At 44.2% G+C, this 16,650-nt stretch carries 13 protein-coding genes; 12 read left to right on the forward strand and 1 reads right to left on the reverse strand.

Annotated features, from left to right (window positions below; genetic code table 11):
* Positions 1 to 293: 293 nt before the first annotated feature.
* On the reverse strand, positions 294 to 1,757 hold the full coding sequence (locus B050_RS0109160; RefSeq protein WP_018473617.1) for an NADP-dependent isocitrate dehydrogenase: 1,464 nt from the start codon (positions 1,755 to 1,757) through the stop codon (positions 294 to 296).
* A gap of 728 nt (positions 1,758 to 2,485) precedes the next feature.
* Between B050_RS0109160 and B050_RS0109165 the strand changes: the two genes are divergently transcribed.
* From B050_RS0109165 to ruvA, 12 genes are all read left to right on the forward strand, one after another.
* Complete coding sequence (locus B050_RS0109165) at positions 2,486 to 3,271, forward strand: enoyl-CoA hydratase/isomerase family protein (RefSeq protein ID WP_018473618.1); 786 nt, start codon at positions 2,486 to 2,488, stop codon at positions 3,269 to 3,271.
* A 17-nt stretch (positions 3,272 to 3,288) separates the two neighbouring features.
* Positions 3,289 to 4,803, forward strand: coding sequence for an oligosaccharide flippase family protein (locus B050_RS0109170; RefSeq protein WP_018473619.1), 1,515 nt, complete (start codon positions 3,289 to 3,291; stop codon positions 4,801 to 4,803).
* Between the two features lie 118 nt (positions 4,804 to 4,921).
* Positions 4,922 to 5,356, forward strand: a complete 435-nt coding sequence (gene dut, locus B050_RS0109175; protein WP_018473620.1) for a dUTP diphosphatase — start codon at positions 4,922 to 4,924, stop codon at positions 5,354 to 5,356.
* Between the two features lie 117 nt (positions 5,357 to 5,473).
* Positions 5,474 to 7,204 (forward strand): tetratricopeptide repeat protein, encoded by a 1,731-nt coding sequence (locus B050_RS0109180; protein WP_018473621.1) that lies wholly within the window; start codon positions 5,474 to 5,476, stop codon positions 7,202 to 7,204.
* Positions 7,197 to 7,934 carry a DUF4292 domain-containing protein gene (locus B050_RS0109185; RefSeq protein ID WP_018473622.1) on the forward strand — a complete coding sequence of 246 codons (738 nt, stop codon included), beginning with the start codon at positions 7,197 to 7,199 and terminating at the stop codon, positions 7,932 to 7,934. Before B050_RS0109180 ends, B050_RS0109185 begins: the two co-directional genes overlap by 8 nt.
* 2 nt (positions 7,935 to 7,936) lie before the next feature.
* Positions 7,937 to 9,187, forward strand: a complete 1,251-nt coding sequence (locus tag B050_RS0109190; protein ID WP_018473623.1) for a murein hydrolase activator EnvC family protein — start codon at positions 7,937 to 7,939, stop codon at positions 9,185 to 9,187.
* Positions 9,188 to 9,317: 130 nt separating this feature from the next.
* A complete protein-coding gene (locus B050_RS0109195) occupies positions 9,318 to 9,521 on the forward strand; it encodes a Sec-independent protein translocase subunit TatA/TatB (RefSeq protein ID WP_018473624.1) in 204 nt (67 codons plus the stop codon).
* A 146-nt stretch (positions 9,522 to 9,667) separates the two neighbouring features.
* Entirely contained in the window at positions 9,668 to 11,095 is a 1,428-nt protein-coding gene (gatA, locus tag B050_RS0109200; RefSeq protein WP_018473625.1) for an Asp-tRNA(Asn)/Glu-tRNA(Gln) amidotransferase subunit GatA, read from the forward strand.
* 19 nt (positions 11,096 to 11,114) lie between these two features.
* Positions 11,115 to 12,518: a lytic transglycosylase domain-containing protein gene (locus B050_RS0109205; protein ID WP_026235760.1), complete on the forward strand. Its 1,404-nt coding sequence runs from the start codon at positions 11,115 to 11,117 to the stop codon at positions 12,516 to 12,518.
* A 92-nt stretch (positions 12,519 to 12,610) separates the two neighbouring features.
* A complete protein-coding gene (locus B050_RS0109210; RefSeq protein ID WP_018473627.1) occupies positions 12,611 to 13,702 on the forward strand; it encodes a DUF4837 family protein in 1,092 nt (363 codons plus the stop codon).
* A 23-nt stretch (positions 13,703 to 13,725) separates the two neighbouring features.
* Entirely contained in the window at positions 13,726 to 15,999 is a 2,274-nt protein-coding gene (locus B050_RS0109215; RefSeq protein WP_018473628.1) for an NADP-dependent malic enzyme, read from the forward strand.
* Positions 15,996 to 16,595 (forward strand): Holliday junction branch migration protein RuvA, encoded by a 600-nt coding sequence (gene ruvA / locus B050_RS0109220; protein WP_018473629.1) that lies wholly within the window; start codon positions 15,996 to 15,998, stop codon positions 16,593 to 16,595. Before B050_RS0109215 ends, ruvA begins: the two co-directional genes overlap by 4 nt.
* The last annotated feature ends 55 nt before the right edge of the window (positions 16,596 to 16,650 follow it).

The following is a 16,650-nucleotide window of genomic DNA, read 5'->3' on the forward strand; positions in this document are numbered from 1 at the left end:
AACATTCTGCCCTGAACCAACCTAGCCTCTCCTCCAGCCCAATACCGAGGCAGCATGAAATCCTTACACTTCTATTTTTTATAGCATCCAGCTTTAGATTCCTAAAATAACTGATACTAGCCGAACCCCTCTGCCACTGATCCGCTCATCTTCCTCTTAGGAAAAACCCTCCTCAGCTAGGAGCTCTCTGAAATCCACAGTCACAAAGCAAGCTGCTTATCCCATTTAATTCCATAAAAAAAGGTGCCCTAGAGCACCCTTTTTTATTAATTCTATATTCTTTAAACTAAGTCTTATTCACCCTGGGCCAATGAGAATCCTCTTTCGCCATCGAAAGTATAAAGGTTTTCTGTTTTGATAAAGTCAAAACCAAGATCCTGAACCTGCTTCATCACATCCAAGATTTGCGCATGAGTAATGACAGATTGGTCGGCATTGAAAAACCGCACTCTCCAGTGGTCTGAGCAGAATGTTTCTTTCATTCCATCAGGATACACTTTTACACCGCGGTTAGTAATCAGCTGCATATTCACTCCACCGGCATCCACCGCACGTAGTCTATCACCGATCACATTGGCATCATTATTACTTTCTTTCCAGTCAATAAATACATCCAGGCCGATAAGCTCTTTCTTAGAAGGCTTTCTCTTGGTCAGTTTTATTGCACCCATATTATCATCTGATCCGTCGCCTTTTTGGAACTCGGCAGGGGTCATTTTTTCGGGCTTCAAGCCTATCCTATCGATTACTGCTTGGGCAAACTCCTGAGTACCTACCAGCTGAGAGGAGATTCCTTCCTGGTAGATATCCCCTGTATGGATCCCATCTTCCAGGGTTTTCATCCAGGCATTAGAGATTTTTTCTGCTACTTCAGGCTGTCCAATATGCACCAGCATCATGATGGCGCCATTCAGCAGCCCAGAAGGGTTAGCGATATTTTGACCTGAAATATCCGGGGCAGAGCCATGAATGGCTTCAAACATGGCCACTTCCTCACCCACATTAGAAGATCCTCCAAGACCCACTGAACCAGTAATCTGTGCCGCCACATCTGAGATGATGTCTCCATATAGATTTAGAGTAACGATGACATCAAACATCTCCGGCTTATCGGCGATCAAGGCTGTACCGATATCGATGATCTTATGATCCGCCTCGATATCCGGATATTCCTTAGCCACCTCATTGAAGACACTGTGAAACAGGCCATCGGCCAATTTCATAATATTGTCCTTGGTCATGCAAGTCACCTTCTTACGGTTGTACTTCTTTGCATACTCAAAGGCATAACGGATGATTTTTTCAGAACCAGGTCTTGAGATCAATTTCAAGCACTGATACACGTCATCAGTCTGGCGATGCTCAATTCCTGCATAGAGGTCTTCCTCGTTTTCACGAATGATGACCATATCTGTTTTCGGAAAGTGAGTTCGTATGTATGGAGAGTAAGCCTTACAAGGACGCACATTTGCATATAAGCCCAAAGTCTTACGAGTGGTTACATTTAAGCTCTTGAAGCCTCCGCCCTGAGGGGTGGTGATTGGCGATTTCAAAAAGACTTTAGTCTCTCTCAAGGAATCCCATGCTCGAGGCTCAATTCCTGAGCTGATGCCTTTGAGATATACTTGCTCGCCAATTTCGATCACTTCTGGCTCGATTTGCGCACCGGCAGCTTCCAGGATGTTGAGGGTGGCCTTCATGATTTCAGGACCTATACCATCTCCGTAGGCTACGGTTATTTTTCTTTTGGATGACATAAAGTATTTTATTAAAGTTTTTACAGTTTCTTCATGTGCTACAAAAATATAAAATTTTGTGGGACATGGGCGATTCAGTTCACACTATTTCATTATTATCTGGCAGCTGGACACATTTAGGTTTGTAGGGTAAAAATGAACCTCCCCAAAGATCGCATTTTTTTCCTTAGCTCCCCCTCTTCGGCAGCATAGAGATCAAATACTTTGGGAGAACAACTGGCCTATCTATTCCCTTTCACACATTTCCTCCTGGCCTTCCCCCCGCTCCCATACCTCCCTGGCTTACTTATACTGCTTATCTGGACTAGTATATTTCCACACTTCGTTCCAAATAAACACTTCTTAAAACCACTTATATTCAGCCCCTTCACATGCATTCACGGGAGGGGATTGGCAAGACCGCTATTCATATTATCCATTCAATAAAATCAGCTAATCTTGCCGCTTCTTATTTGCTCCTACCTCGTATTAGTATTGGCTCCCCAGAATAGGGTTCCCTAGCCCGGTCTTTCCTTGCTATACCTTAAAAGCTTCTAAATAGAAGGTTCTTTTTGACATAGCCTGGAAACCGGAGCGTATCAGGTTAGAGCCATAAAAATGGACATTGCCAGTATTATTAATCAAGTCACTATCAGGGATAAACTACCTCTTATATTCATTTTTAGCGGTAATGCTTTGTCTTTGCTACCTCACCTTGTATATTTGAATTCAAACATAGGTTTTAGAGCATGGCTGAATCCACCAATATTCTTTCTGAAAATAAAAATGGTATTTTATACCTCACGATCAATAGGGAATCGAAGCTAAACGCGGTGAACTTTGATACATTGGAGGAGCTTAAAAACATCTTCAATGAAGTCACTGATAATAAGTCTATTCGTGGCGTCATCATCACGGGTTCTGGCGAGAAAGCCTTCGTTGCGGGGGCGGATATCTCCGAAATCGCAGAGCTCAATGAGTTGAATGCCAGGAAGTTTTCAGAAAATGGTCAGGAAGTTTTCGGCTTGATCGAGTCCTGCCATAAGCCTGTCATAGCAGTTGTGAATGGCTTTGCTTTGGGTGGTGGCTGCGAACTCGCAATGGCCTGTCATATGCGCATTGCCTCGGCCAACGCTAAGTTTGGGCAACCGGAGGTAAACCTCGGGATCATCCCTGGCTATGGGGGCACGCAGCGGCTCACCATGCTTATTGGCAGAAGTAAGGCCAATGAACTGCTCATGACCGGCGATATGATCGGCGCTGAAGAAGCCAAATCACTCGGCCTGGTAAATCATGTGACCAGTAATAAAGAAGAAGCCATCCAAAAAGCGGAAGAAATCCTGCAAAAAATCATGAGCAAGGCCCCTTTGGCACTGGGCATGATCGTGGACTGCGTCAATGCGGTCTATAGCAATGATGAAAATGGTTACCTTATCGAGGCCAATAGCTTTGCTAGATGCGTGAAATCCGAGGATTATAATGAGGGAACCTCTGCTTTTCTTGAAAAAAGAAAACCCAATTTTAAGGGCGAATAAGCCCTCTATACTGATCCATGAGTAAACTCAAGCAGCTTGCGGGGCAAACCGCCATTTATGGGATCAGCAGTATTTTGGGTCGAGTAATAAACTTCCTGCTCCTTCCCTTTTATATCACTTACCTTACCAAAGAAGACCTAGGTTCATTTACGGCTATTTATGCCTTTATTGCCTTTTTTAATGTGATTTTCACCTATGGGATGGAGACCACCTTTTTCCGATATGCCACTGGCAAAGGCCTCGATCCCCAAAAAGTATATAATAACGTCCAATCCCTCATCCTCACCACCTCACTTTCGCTAGGAGCCTTATTATTCCTTAGCGCAGAGAGCATGAGTGTCTGGATGGACTATCCCGGAAAGGCGCACCTCTTTCAATGGACCGCCTTAATCCTCACCATTGATGCGATCCTGGCGATTCCTTATGCTAAGCTCCGCGTGGAAAATAAATCACTGCAATTTGCCCTAACGAAATTACTAAATATACTACTCAATGTGGGCTTCAATATATTCTTCATCGTGGTATGTTTCCATATTTACGAAGGCGATTATTTGTCTGGCCTCCTGCCCTTTGTCCAGTCATTTTATCATCCCGATTGGGGTGTAGATTATATACTGCTGTCCAATCTAATTGCGAATGCGGCTATTCTTCCCATCTTATTTTTTCTATCGGGAAGGTTCACCTGGCAATTTGACAAAAGCATCCTGGGGCCCATGTGGCATTATGCCCTGCCATTATTATTTATGGGACTTGCGGGTGTGACCAATGAGGTTTTTTCCAGGTTCCTATTCGAGTATATCCTTCCAGAGGACTTCTACCCGGGACTATCAGCAAGGGAAGCGGCAGGGATATTCGGCGCCAATTTTAAACTCGCTATTTTCATGAACCTGATTATTCAGGCGTTCAAATATGCGGCTGAACCCTTCTTCTTTGCGCAGAGCGAAAGTAAAGACAGTCCTCAGCTTTACGCCAAGGTGATGCATTGGTTCATCATTTTCTGCTGCAGTCTTATGATTCTGGTAGCAGTAAACCTTGACCTCATCTCCACTTTCATTTTGGGAAACAAAGGCTATCAGGAAGGCCTCGATATCGTCCCCATGCTGCTGATGGGATACCTGATGTTAGGCGTGTATTTTAATCTTAGCATTTGGTTCAAAATCACCGATAATACCAAATACAGCTTTTATATCACCCTTATCGGCGCCATCATCACGGTTTTAGTGATCCTGGGCCTGGTACCAATATGGGGCTTCCGAGGCGCTGCGATGAGCACACTAGCTACTTATTCCGTGATGTCTGTTATATGTTATGTTTTAGGTCAAAAAAATTATCCTATTCCTTATAAGACTTCTAGAGATCTGTTTTACTTGGTCATAGCCTTTGGCTTTTCCTATTTGGGATTTTATATTTTCTTAGAGTCAGGGATACTTACCTTTATGCTGCGCAATGCTCTATTGCTAGTATTCCTAGGCTTAATAATGCTATTGGAAAAAGACGAAATCAAGCAGCTCAAAAATAGAATTACAAAATAAGGTTTTAGCACCACGGTTTATCCCCTTCCGAAAGGCATATTTTATGCAGCAAGATTCTCTGATATAAAATTAACCCCCTATCTTTGAAACTTAATTTATTTCGAATAAAGAAAACACTATGCAGGTAAAAGTCATAAACCAGTCCAAGCACAGCTTACCCGAATACCAAACCTCATTTTCTGCAGGTCTTGATTTGCGAGCAAATATCGATGAGTCAGTGGTTTTACAGCCATTGGAGCGGACCTTGATCGGCACTGGGCTATTTATGGAGTTACCTGAGGGCTATGAGGCCCAGATACGACCTAGAAGTGGCTTGGCCTATAAGCATGGCCTTACCGTCCTCAATTCTCCAGGTACCATTGATTCTGATTATAGGGGAGAGATCAAGGTATTACTGGTAAACCTGTCCAATGAGGCTTTTGAGATCCAGGATGGAGAGAGGATAGCTCAGATGGTCGTGGCTAAGCATGAGCAGATCAGATGGGATGAAACCGCTGTGGTTTCAGAAACCGCCAGAGGAGCGGGTGGATTTGGGAGTACAGGTAAGTCTTAACAAAAATAATTTTACCAAACACCCTTTTGGTAAATGAACGAAAAAGGCCTTAAGTTTGTACGTTTTGTCAGGTTACTATTTATAAATACCTGATAAGGTCAAATTCACGAGTACATTATGCAAATAAAACATATCATATTATTTTTCTCCATAGCCACGATGCTGTCCTACCCTGCCCAGGCACAGCTGTCGATCTTAAATGGAAATAAAAAAGAAAAGGAAAAAAAGGATCAGGCCACACGGCTATTTATAGATGGCGAAAAGTATATGATGCTGGAGGACTATAAAAAGGCCTACTTATACTTTTCGAAAGCGTATGAACTAGCCCCTGAAGAAGGCGCTATCAATTTTAAACTTGCAGAGCTCCTCACGCGAGCCAATCAAAATGATAATGCCCTGAAATACGGGCAGCAGGCGATAGAATCTGATCCCCAAAACAAGTATTACCACTTATTAGTAGCAGAGGTCTATACCAAGCAAAATCAGCCCGAGAAAGCAGCCGAGATCCTACAGGAGCTCATCAACAGCTCGGAGGACAACCAGCAATATATACTGGAATTGGCCTCCCTTTATCTAGGTACCCAGCAGTTTGACAAGGCCATGGTGGCTCTCGATCAGGCGGAGGAATACTATGGGGTGATGGAGCAACTCTCCGTTCAAAAACAAAGAATATACCTGCGTCAAAACAACCTAAATGCAGCTATAGAGGAAGGTGAAAAACTCGCCGAAGCCAACCCTGGCAATTCCCGCTATGTACTAGCCCTAGTGGAGATGCTATATAATAATAACCGAGTGGACCAGGCCCTGGAGACCGTAAGCAGCTCTCTGGCGGAATATCCCAATCAGCCAAAATTGCAATTGGCAGCTTATACCCTTTTGAAGAAAAAGGAAAATTTTAAAGAAGCCAATACTTATTTATTCGAGGCTTTTAATAATCCGGATTTAGAAGGTCTCGTTAAAGCGGAAACCTTCACGGATATCATGCAGAAGGATTTAAAAACGGTGGAGCGAGAATCGATGCTCGACAGCTTGGGCGCTATCATGGTCCGCACCAATCCAAAAGACGCAGAAATCTATACCGTACTCGGCGACAGGGCCATGCAAGCCCAGCAAAATGCAGAAGCTCTGGGATATTATCAGAAATCCATCCAAATCAATCCACAAGACGCAAGGGTCTTACAGGTGGTGATCAGCCTGATGTTTGAGGGAGGAGAAGACTTTGGAGAGATCGAAAAATACACCGTCATAGGCACAGAGGAGTTTGGAGACAAGCCTGAATTCTGGTTTTTTGATGGAACGGCCAAGCTAGCCTTAAAAAAGAATGAGGCTGCTGTCAGCTCTCTCAATAAAAGCTTGGAGCTAAACAATGGCCTGAACAAACAGCTTGACCTCATGGTTTTAGGCCAGCTAGGAGACACTTATCATGCTATGAATGAGCAGCAAAAAGCCTATGATGCTTATGATAAGGTATTAGAAAGCACTCCAGATGATGAGCATGTTTTGAACAATTATGCCTACTTTTTATCGTTGGAAAAGAAGGATCTGAGCAAAGCGCTGGAAATGTCCAGCAAGCTGGTCCAGCGCTATCCCAATAATGCTACCTACCTGGACACCCATGCTTGGGTTTTATTCCAAAAAGAGGAATACCAGAAGGCCGAGAAATTTATGAAGAAGGCTTTGGAGGAGGAGAAGGAGCCTAGTGGGGTGATGCTCGAGCATTACGGGGATATACTCTATAAGCTAGGCCAAAAGCAAAAAGCGATGGATTACTGGAAAGAAGCCAGCAGCAAATCCGAGACATCAGACAAGCTATCCCAAAAAATAAAGGATCAAAAATATTATGAATAAGGGTCTTAGCATATTTATATTTTTAGTGGCTATCACCTTGGCGGGCTGTGCCAAGAGGCCCACTTTATATTCAGCCGATGAGGCGATGAAGGAATTTAGCCCAAATTATTTTGAGTTCGATTACCTGCAAGCCAAGGCCCGGCTGGTAATGGAGGAAGATAATGGTAAGACCACCAGGGGTTCTATGACCCTCAGGGCAAAGAAAGACAGTGTAATATGGTTTAGCATCAGTCCAGGCCTGGGCATAGAAGCCGCAAGAGGCCTGATCACTCGTGAAGAGATCAAGATCAAAGACCGAATCAATGGGCAGGATGTAAATTTAACCTTCGATCAGTTTCAGAATACTTATGGTCTGAAGCTCTCCTTAGACTTATTTCAGAATATTCTATTTGCCAATGTTCCCTATGGCGTTAGCTACAGAGATCGCCTGCTCCGTGTGGGCAAGACCTTTGAGCTTTCCCAACGCAGGGATGGGATCCTGTATGAATCTGTGGTGGGGGTCCAGCATGGAAAAGTAAATAAACTAGAAACCGGCTCGCGATTTCATAAGGGAAAGCTGACTGCCACCTATCCTGAATTTGAGGATTTGGAGGGACAGCCTTACGCCTACAAAATCCTGATTACCTTTGCGATGGAGAATGCGGGAGAATTGCAGAACACCTTAATTAATCTGGAGTTCAACAAAGTAGAGCCGCAGAATACACCCCTTACTTTCCCTTATAATTTCTAATTATGACCTACCGCATTGCTGTTTTACTGCTTATGCTGATCGGCTTCACCACTACGCTGGTCCCTCAGTCATTGCTTGCCCAAACAGCCAAGTCCCGGACGCAATTGGAGAAGGAAAAGGAGGCGGTATTACAGCGACTGCAGGAGTTTGATGCAATTTTAAAGAAAACTTCCGCTCGTAAGAAGAATACCATTGGAGAGCTAAATGCGGTGAACAAGCAACTGCAAACACGAGTTTCTTATATCCAAACGCTCAATAATGAAGTCGCCCTGCTCAACCGGGAAATCAAGGAAACGGGAAACCTTATAAGTTCTCTGGAAAATGATCTCAACACCCTCAAGGAGGAATATGCAGACATGATTTATGTCTCTGCAAAGCTCAACAGTGGGGTGAATGTCCTGACGTTTATTTTCAGTTCTTCGACATTTCGGGAACTATATATGCGTCTTAGGTATTTAAAACAGTATAGCGAAGCGAGAGAAAAGCAAGTAGCTCAGATCCAAAAGGTAACAGCCGATCTGGAGGCAGAGCAGGCTAAGCAAGAGCAAAAGAAAGCTGAAAAGCAAAGTGCCCTTCAGGAGGAGCAAAATCAGAAAAAGGAATTAGACCTCCTGAAAAGAGAGCAGCAAACCATAGTAAACTCATTGACCGAGAAGGAAGAGGAGCTTAAAAAGGACATTGCCGAGACTAAAAAACAGCAGGAAGAGCTGAACCGATTGATCCGCAAAGTAATTGAAGACGAAATCAAACGGGCGGAGGCAGAGGCCAAAAAAGCCAATACCACGACCACCAAAACCAAGGGCAGCTCAATGCCGATGACCCCAGAAGCGGCGGCATTATCAAGTTCATTTGCTAATAATCAGGGGAAACTTCCTTGGCCTGTGGCCAGTGGCTTCATATCAGAAACTTATGGAAACCACCCCCACCCCACGCTGAAAGGCATCACCATCACCAATGATGGGATAGATATACAGACAAATCCTGACGAAGCTGTCCGCGCGGTATTCAATGGAGAAGTGACTAAGATCAGTACCATTCCGGGAATGGGCGGGACGATTATCATCCGGCATGGGGAATATTATACCATGTATAGCCGATTAAAGACCATCGCTGTAAAATCTGGACAAACTGTCAAGGCAAATGACAAAATTGGGGAGGTGGCTACAGGAAATGACGGCACAGCCGAGGTGCATTTTCAAACGTGGAAAGGGCTTCAAAAAATGAATCCTTCAGTTTGGCTTGCAGGTAAATAAAAAATTCTGAAAGATTATGAGTAACTTTACACAAAAGGCCATCAAAATAAAAAGAACTGTGGGCTATTCTTTGTGTAACTAATACACAGTTTTATATTTGTATCGATTTAACAACTAAAATACGCTTATCATGACTACACTGGGTTTCATACAGAATATGGGGGGAGGTTCCATAATATTAATCGTTTTGGTAATTATCCTTCTATTTGGAGCGAAGCGAATCCCTGAACTTGCCAGAGGCTTGGGCAGAGGCATCAAAGAATTTAAGGATGCTACAAAAGAGATTCAGGATGACATTGAAGAAGGCCTGAAGGACGACAAAAAGAAGAGTTAAAACTAACTTAAACATCCCCCATCTTACCTGAGAAGGCTTCTTTGCGGAAGCTGGCTTCTGGATAGACCTTACACTTGGCCCATGAGGCCTGGGGGTAAGTCCTATCCCAATGGTGAGATGGAGGATTATCTTAAAAATAACCACCATTGGAAAAATTCCATTCTTTCGACGAAATAAAGCAGTCGCTGGAAAAGCAGGAAACAAACTGTAAGGCGATTGTCAATTACTACCTCAACAATATCAAGACGAAGGCGCATCTCAACGCCTTCGTTGAAGTTTATGAGCAATCCGCTCTTGAACAAGCAGAGCAGGTAGATCAAAAAATCAAATCTGGCAATTCAGGAAAACTGGCAGGCATGGTAATAGGCATCAAGGATGTCCTATGCTATACAGGCCATGAAGTCAATGCGTCCAGCAAAATCCTGGAAGGCTTCGAATCGCAGTTTACTGCCACGGCAGTACAAAAGCTGCTAGACGAGGATGCCATCATCATTGGTAGATTGAACTGTGATGAGTTCGGAATGGGCTCATCTAACGAAAATTCTGTACACGGAAAAGTGCTCAACGCCCTCGATGAAGAGCGTGTACCGGGAGGCTCCTCTGGAGGCTCCGCCGTAGCAGTGCAGGCCAATCTATGCACCACTTCCCTGGGCACAGACACGGGTGGATCTGTCCGTCAGCCTGCTGCTTTTACTGGCTTAGTGGGTATTAAGCCTACCTATTCCAGAGTTTCCAGGTTTGGCTTGATCGCTTATGCCTCTTCTTTTGACACCATTGGGGTATTCTCCAGGAATGTAAAAGACAATGCGCTGGTATTGGAGGTAATCGCCGGACAGGACGATAATGACAGCACCGTTTCTCGTAAGGAAGTCCCTGCCTATAGCCAATCGATCGCATTGGACAAGAAGGTAAAGGTGGCTTATCTGAAAGAAACCATTGCTTCAGAATCCTTACAGCCAGAGATAAAGGCCCATACGCTAGAGGTATTGGAGCAGCTGAAGAAAGAAGGTCATCAGGTAGAAGAGGTTGATTTTCCATTATTGGAATATGTACTTCCCACCTACTATATTTTGACTACTGCTGAGGCCAGTTCAAACCTTTCCCGTTTTGACGGGGTAAAATATGGGTACCGTACTCCTAATGCGCACAATCTGGAGAGTATGTATAAGATGACACGTTCGGAGGGTTTTGGTGAGGAAGTAAAGAGACGTATCATGCTGGGTACTTTTGTATTGAGCGCTAGTTATTACGATGCTTATTTCACTAAAGCACAGAAGGTTAGAAGATTAATCAAGGAATTCACCGAGGATTTATTGAATAATTTTGATTATATTGTACTGCCTACGACCCCATCCACTGCCTTCAAATTTGGAGAGCATAGTGATGATCCGGTAGCCATGTATCTGGAAGATTTATTTACTGTACAGGCTTCCGTGTCTGGGGTTCCTGCCATCTCCATTCCTAATGGACAGGATGAAAAGGGGCTTCCAATAGGCTTGCAGATTTTAGCCAATTCCTTTAAGGAGGCTGAGCTGTATGCATTTGCGGATTATTTGATGAATATTAAGAAATAAAACTATCACGCTACTGATCATGAGAAGTTGGACTACACTGCTTATTTTATCCCTATCGATAACTTTTGCAATGGGCTCGTATGCTCAGGGTCAGGAGCGTGAATCTATTTTGGCCACAGGCCAGGAGGCAGTAGTTCAGCCTACCTACCATTACGAGTACATTCCGGATTTCACCTATGATCAAGTAAATCAACGGGTAGATCAGATGAATACTGAGATGCCTTTTGAGCTCAATGAAACCATTTTTGCTTTCATCAATTATTTTACGGTTCGTAATCGGGAATACTCTAAAATGAATTTATCAAGGAAGGAAATTTATTTTCCTTTATTTGAGGAGGCCTTACGACGCCATGAGATGCCTGATGAGATCAAATACCTGGCGATCATTGAGTCGGGGCTTAATCCCACAGCCAAGTCACGCGTTGGAGCCATGGGTTTATGGCAATTTATGCCTGCCACGGGTAGAGTCTATGACTTACATGTGACGCAGGACATCGATGATAGGATGGATCCGGAGCTAGCCACGGAGGCCGCCTGCAGGTACCTTAAGTCCCTTCACCGCATGTTTGGAGACTGGGAGCTCGCTCTAGCAGCGTATAACTGTGGTCCAGGAAATGTCCGCAAGGCCATTCGCCGCTCAGGCGGAAAAAAATCCTTCTGGGAAATCTACCAGTGGCTACCACGGGAGACCAGAGGGTATATCCCTCAGTTCCAAGCCATCATGTATGTATTTAACTATCCTGATGAGCATAATCTTATTCTGGAAGACGGCACATTCCCGGTGGCCCATGAGAAGGTGAAGTTTGACGGAGAAGTAGATTTGGTGCAGCTTGCAGAGATCAGTGGAGCATGCCTGGATGAGTTGGAATTCCTTAATCCCTCTATTCAAAACAGGAAAATTCCAGCAAACCAAACCTCCTATGCCCTGAGAGTTCCTAAAGCCAAGGCTGAATTTATTGCAAATAACAAACATTGGATGCTGGACAGCATCAATATCCAACAAGAGAGACTGCTCGCGCAGGAAATAACAGAGGAGCCAGCAAGTCAGCAAAAAGCCCCAGAAAAAATTATTTATAAGGTACGCCGAGGCGATGCTTTAGGTAAAATCGCCAATCTATACGGTGTGTCGATCACTGATCTGAAAGCCTGGAATGGACTTTATTCCAGCACGATCAATATTGGTCAAAACCTCACCATCTACCAAAAAACCGACACTTTTTCTCAGAATCTAGCAGCTCAGGCTCCCGCTAAGCAAGATGCAACCTTCGTCTCCTCCAGCCCAAAAACCTACGTGGTGAAGCCTGGAGACTCTTTATGGCTCATCGCGAAGAAGCTGAATGGAGTGAGTATCGACCAAATCAAAAAGTTAAACAAGCTCAGTAATAATAATATCAAACCGGGCCAGAAGTTGATTATAGGTTGAAAATATTTATCAACTAAATATTTAATTATTCTCTTCTGATAGCCGATCATTTTTTATACATTGTCATCGGTAATCATTAAATCCCATTTCATATGATAAAGAGAAAATCATTATATCTAGCACTTATAGCTTTATTTGTTGGTATATTAGTTAGCTGTGAAACTTCTACCAACGAAAACAGTAAGAAGCCAAAAGCACGCGGGGCCTCTGGGGAAATATTATTAGTGATCGATTCCTTGAAATTTCAAGGGCCAGTAGGTGATGTATTAGAAGGCATACTGGAAGAAGATATCAAAGGGCTTGTCCGTGAGGAAACGCTATTTGATATCAGAAGAGTGGATCCAAGGTCGATGACCAGGATATTAAAGATGGCCTATAATATCATCTATGTCACCACTTTTGATGATAAGAAACCGGGAAGCCGAATGATCAGCAGCCAGTTTAGCCCTCAAGCTAGAGAGACAGCCACGGAAGATCCCACACGTTTCATGATTAGAAATGAAGATGAGTTTGCTGTAGGACAAGAGGTAATTTACCTTTTTGGAAATACAGAAGAGGAGCTAATCACAAATCTCCGGAAGAATAAGGAACGAATTCAGAACCTCTTTGAAGTAAGAGAAAGAGACCGTCTGGCAGATGCCATTTTGGTGCGTAATAATGGAGCCTTAAAGACAAAAGGCGAGGAACTCTTTGGCTTTGTGCTCAATATACCGGCCTCCTACCAATTTGTAAAGCAGGGGGATAATTTCCTTTGGGCGCGTCAGCCTACCCCGACGACCCAGCGCGCGGACATCAGTCTATTTATTTATGAGACGGACTATACGAGTGAGGAGCAGGTATTCCCGGAAAACATCATTTCGATGAGGGATGATATCCTAAAAACCAGAGTATTTGGTGATCCAGACAATCCTTCTTCCTATATTATCACCGAAAGGCAAATAGCTCCATCCTTCCGCAATATGGAGATAGACGGCAAATATGCTATCGAGATGCGAGGCCAATGGCGGACGAATAATTTAAGTATGGGCGGCTCTTTTGTCAGCTATACTATTGTAGATCAGGCGACAGGCAAATTGTATTATATGGAAGGCTTCTTATATTACCCCAATGAAACGCATAAGAAAGCTTTGAGGGAAATCGAGGCGATCTTGATGGCTACGGAATTTCCACAGGGACAGAAATAAAAATCCAATATATACTTTAGATAATGGCGATTAAAATCAGAAAAGAAGACGCGCTGGCTTATCATTCACAAGGCAGTCCGGGAAAAATAGAAGTGGTACCCACTAAGCCACTTTCCAGCCAGCTGGATTTGGCTTTAGCCTATTCGCCGGGGGTAGCGGAACCATGTTTAGAAATCGCAGCCAAGAAAGAAAATGTGTATAAGTACACTGCTAAAGGTAACTTGGTGGCTGTAATCTCCAATGGTACGGCGGTGCTAGGCCTTGGAGACATCGGCCCGGAGGCTGGCAAGCCTGTGATGGAAGGTAAAGGCGTATTATTTAAGAAATTTGCGGGCATAGATGTATTCGATATAGAAATCGATGAAAAAGACCCCAAGAAGCTCATCGAAATCATCAAATCTCTGGAGCCCACTTTTGGAGGGATCAACCTTGAAGACATAAAAGCCCCGGAATGCTTTGAGATCGAGCAGAGTCTTAAAGAGAAAATGAAAATCCCCGTCATGCATGACGATCAGCATGGCACGGCGATCATCTCAGGAGCGGCGCTTCTGAATGCGCTAGAGGTCGTAGGTAAGAAAATCGAAGAGATCAAGCTGGTGGTGAATGGCGCTGGAGCAGCTGCCGTGTCTTGTACACGCTTTTATATCTCCCTTGGCGTAAGAAGGGAAAACCTCATCATGGTCGATATAGATGGTGTGATCCGCCACGACCGACCAAACCTCACTCCTATCCATAGCGAATTTGCCTACGCTGGCAATGATATGAATAACCTTACGGATGCCATGAAAGGCGCCGATGTGTTTTTGGGACTCTCGGCAGGTAATGTGGTATCTCCGGAGCAGATTCTATTGATGGCTGACAATCCTATAGTATTTGCCTTGGCAAACCCTAACCCAGAGATCGACTATGATCTGGCGACATCTACTCGCGAGGACATTATCATGGCCACGGGAAGGTCTGATTTCCCTAATCAGGTGAATAATGTATTAGGGTTCCCTTATATATTCAGAGGGGCTCTGGACGTGCGCGCCACGGCCATCAATGAAGAAATGAAATTGGCAACAGCACAGGCCATCGCACAACTGGCGAAGGAACCGGTGCCTGAAATCGTCAATAAAGCCTATGGTGATGACCAGTTGGCTTTCGGAAGAAAGTACCTTATTCCCAAGCCTTTGGATCCAAGGCTGATCACGACGATCGCACCAGCGGTGGCCAAAGCAGCGATGGACTCAGGGGTAGCCCAACTCGAAATTACCGATTGGGAGGCCTATCAACTAGAACTTCAGGAGAGAATAGGCATTGATCAGCGATTGATGTCCAGAGTAATTGCTCGTGCGAAGAAGAACCCTAAACGGGTGGTATTTGCCGAAGCGGATAATACTAAGATCCTTAAAGCGGCTCAACTGATCAATGATGAGCGAATCGGCGATCCTATCCTATTAGGGAATAAGGAGACGATACTTCGCCTTATCGAGGAGCATTCATTAGATCTGGGAGGTGTACCGATTATTGATCCATTTGAGGAGCCAGAAAAGCTTCAGCAGTTTGGTCAGGTTCTCTATGAAAAGAGGAAGCGGAAAGGTCTTACGCCATTTGAGGCGCAGAAGCAGATGCGTGACCGTACGTATTTTGGGGCAATGATGGTGGAGCTAGGCGAGGCGGATGCCTTGATTTCTGGTCTTACCAAAGATTATCCAAACACGATATTGCCTGCCCTTCATGTCATAGGGGTAAACAAAGAGGTGGATCGAGTGGCGGGGATGTATATTATGAACTCCGACAAAGGGCCTTATTTCTTTGCGGATACCACCGTAAATGTGGATCCTACGGCAGATCAACTAGTGGAAATCATCGGGCTCACGGCAGATGCAGTGAAGTTCTTTGACTTGGAACCTAGGATTGCAGTATTATCGTATTCCAATTTTGGCTCTGCAAAAGGCAGTACACCAAGCAAAACTTCCCTCGCCACTGCAAAGGCAAAGGCAAAGTTCCCGGAATTGGTGATAGAAGGCGAAATGCAAGCCAATGTAGCCCTCAACGAGGTCATCCAAAAGGAAAACTACCCTTTCAGTGCCTTGGCCAATAAGAAAGCCAATACCCTTATCTTCCCTAATCTAAGCTCGGGAAATATTGCGTATAAGCTATTGGCGGAGATTGGAAATGCGGAAGCGATTGGTCCCATCCTGCTGGGCATGAATAAACCTGTTCATATTCTTCAGCTGGGAAGTAGCATCNGTGAAATCATTAATATGGTGGCCATCGCTGTGGTGGATGCCCAAAGTCACGACGGTTTATGATAGATTATCTCAAAGGAAAACTGGTCACCAAAGACCCTACCTATGTGATTATTGATATCAATGGAATTGGCTATCATGTCAAAATTTCATTGAACACCTATTCGAAAGTGAAAGATGAGGAGCATATAATGCTCCTCACTCACCTTCATATTAAAGAAGATTCTCACACGCTATATGGATTTAGGGAAGAGCAGGAAAAACAGCTTTTTCTACTACTGATCAGCATCTCCGGCGTGGGACCCAATACCGGGCTGATGGTCTTGTCTTCCTTGTCCTCGGAGGAGCTGGAGTCCGCCATCCTAAATGACGATCACCAAAGCATCCAACGGGTCAAGGGTATAGGTGCTAAAACTGCCCAGCGGATAGTATTGGAGCTTAAAGATAAAATCAAAAAAGGAGATGGAGGAATTGGTCTGGCCACTGCCGGAGGCTTCATACAATCCTCTCATAAACTCAAGGAGGAAGCACTTCAGGCCTTGATGACCCTTGGTTTTACAAAAGCTGCTGCCCAGAAAAATATAGATACTATTTTGAAAAAAAGCGGTCCGGAAATTTCATTGGAAGAATTAATTAAGGCATCTTTAAGATCTACCTAATTTATAGTGAGTTTGACTATAAGCCTACCATATTTTTTTGCTTTCAAAAGCCGTT

The sequence above is a fragment of the Echinicola pacifica DSM 19836 genome (assembly GCF_000373245.1).
Taxonomy (GTDB): Bacteria; Bacteroidota; Bacteroidia; order Cytophagales; family Cyclobacteriaceae; genus Echinicola; species Echinicola pacifica.

Excerpts from the sequence above, each read along its gene's own strand:
- B050_RS0109185 (WP_018473622.1), top strand. The coding sequence starts at position 7,197 with ATGAATAAGGGTCTTAGCATATTTATATTTTTAGTGGCTATCACCTTG.
- B050_RS0109180 (WP_018473621.1), top strand. The coding sequence starts at position 5,474 with ATGCAAATAAAACATATCATATTATTTTTCTCCATAGCCACGATGCTG.
- B050_RS0109160 (WP_018473617.1), bottom strand. The coding sequence starts at position 1,757 with ATGTCATCCAAAAGAAAAATAACCGTAGCCTACGGAGATGGTATAGGT.
- B050_RS0109165 (WP_018473618.1), top strand. The coding sequence starts at position 2,486 with ATGGCTGAATCCACCAATATTCTTTCTGAAAATAAAAATGGTATTTTA.
- B050_RS0109195 (WP_018473624.1), top strand. The coding sequence starts at position 9,318 with ATGACTACACTGGGTTTCATACAGAATATGGGGGGAGGTTCCATAATA.
- B050_RS0109205 (WP_026235760.1), top strand. The coding sequence starts at position 11,115 with ATGAGAAGTTGGACTACACTGCTTATTTTATCCCTATCGATAACTTTT.
- B050_RS0109190 (WP_018473623.1), top strand. The coding sequence starts at position 7,937 with ATGACCTACCGCATTGCTGTTTTACTGCTTATGCTGATCGGCTTCACC.
- B050_RS0109210 (WP_018473627.1), top strand. The coding sequence starts at position 12,611 with ATGATAAAGAGAAAATCATTATATCTAGCACTTATAGCTTTATTTGTT.
- dut (WP_018473620.1), top strand. The coding sequence starts at position 4,922 with ATGCAGGTAAAAGTCATAAACCAGTCCAAGCACAGCTTACCCGAATAC.
- ruvA (WP_018473629.1), top strand. The coding sequence starts at position 15,996 with ATGATAGATTATCTCAAAGGAAAACTGGTCACCAAAGACCCTACCTAT.
- B050_RS0109170 (WP_018473619.1), top strand. The coding sequence starts at position 3,289 with ATGAGTAAACTCAAGCAGCTTGCGGGGCAAACCGCCATTTATGGGATC.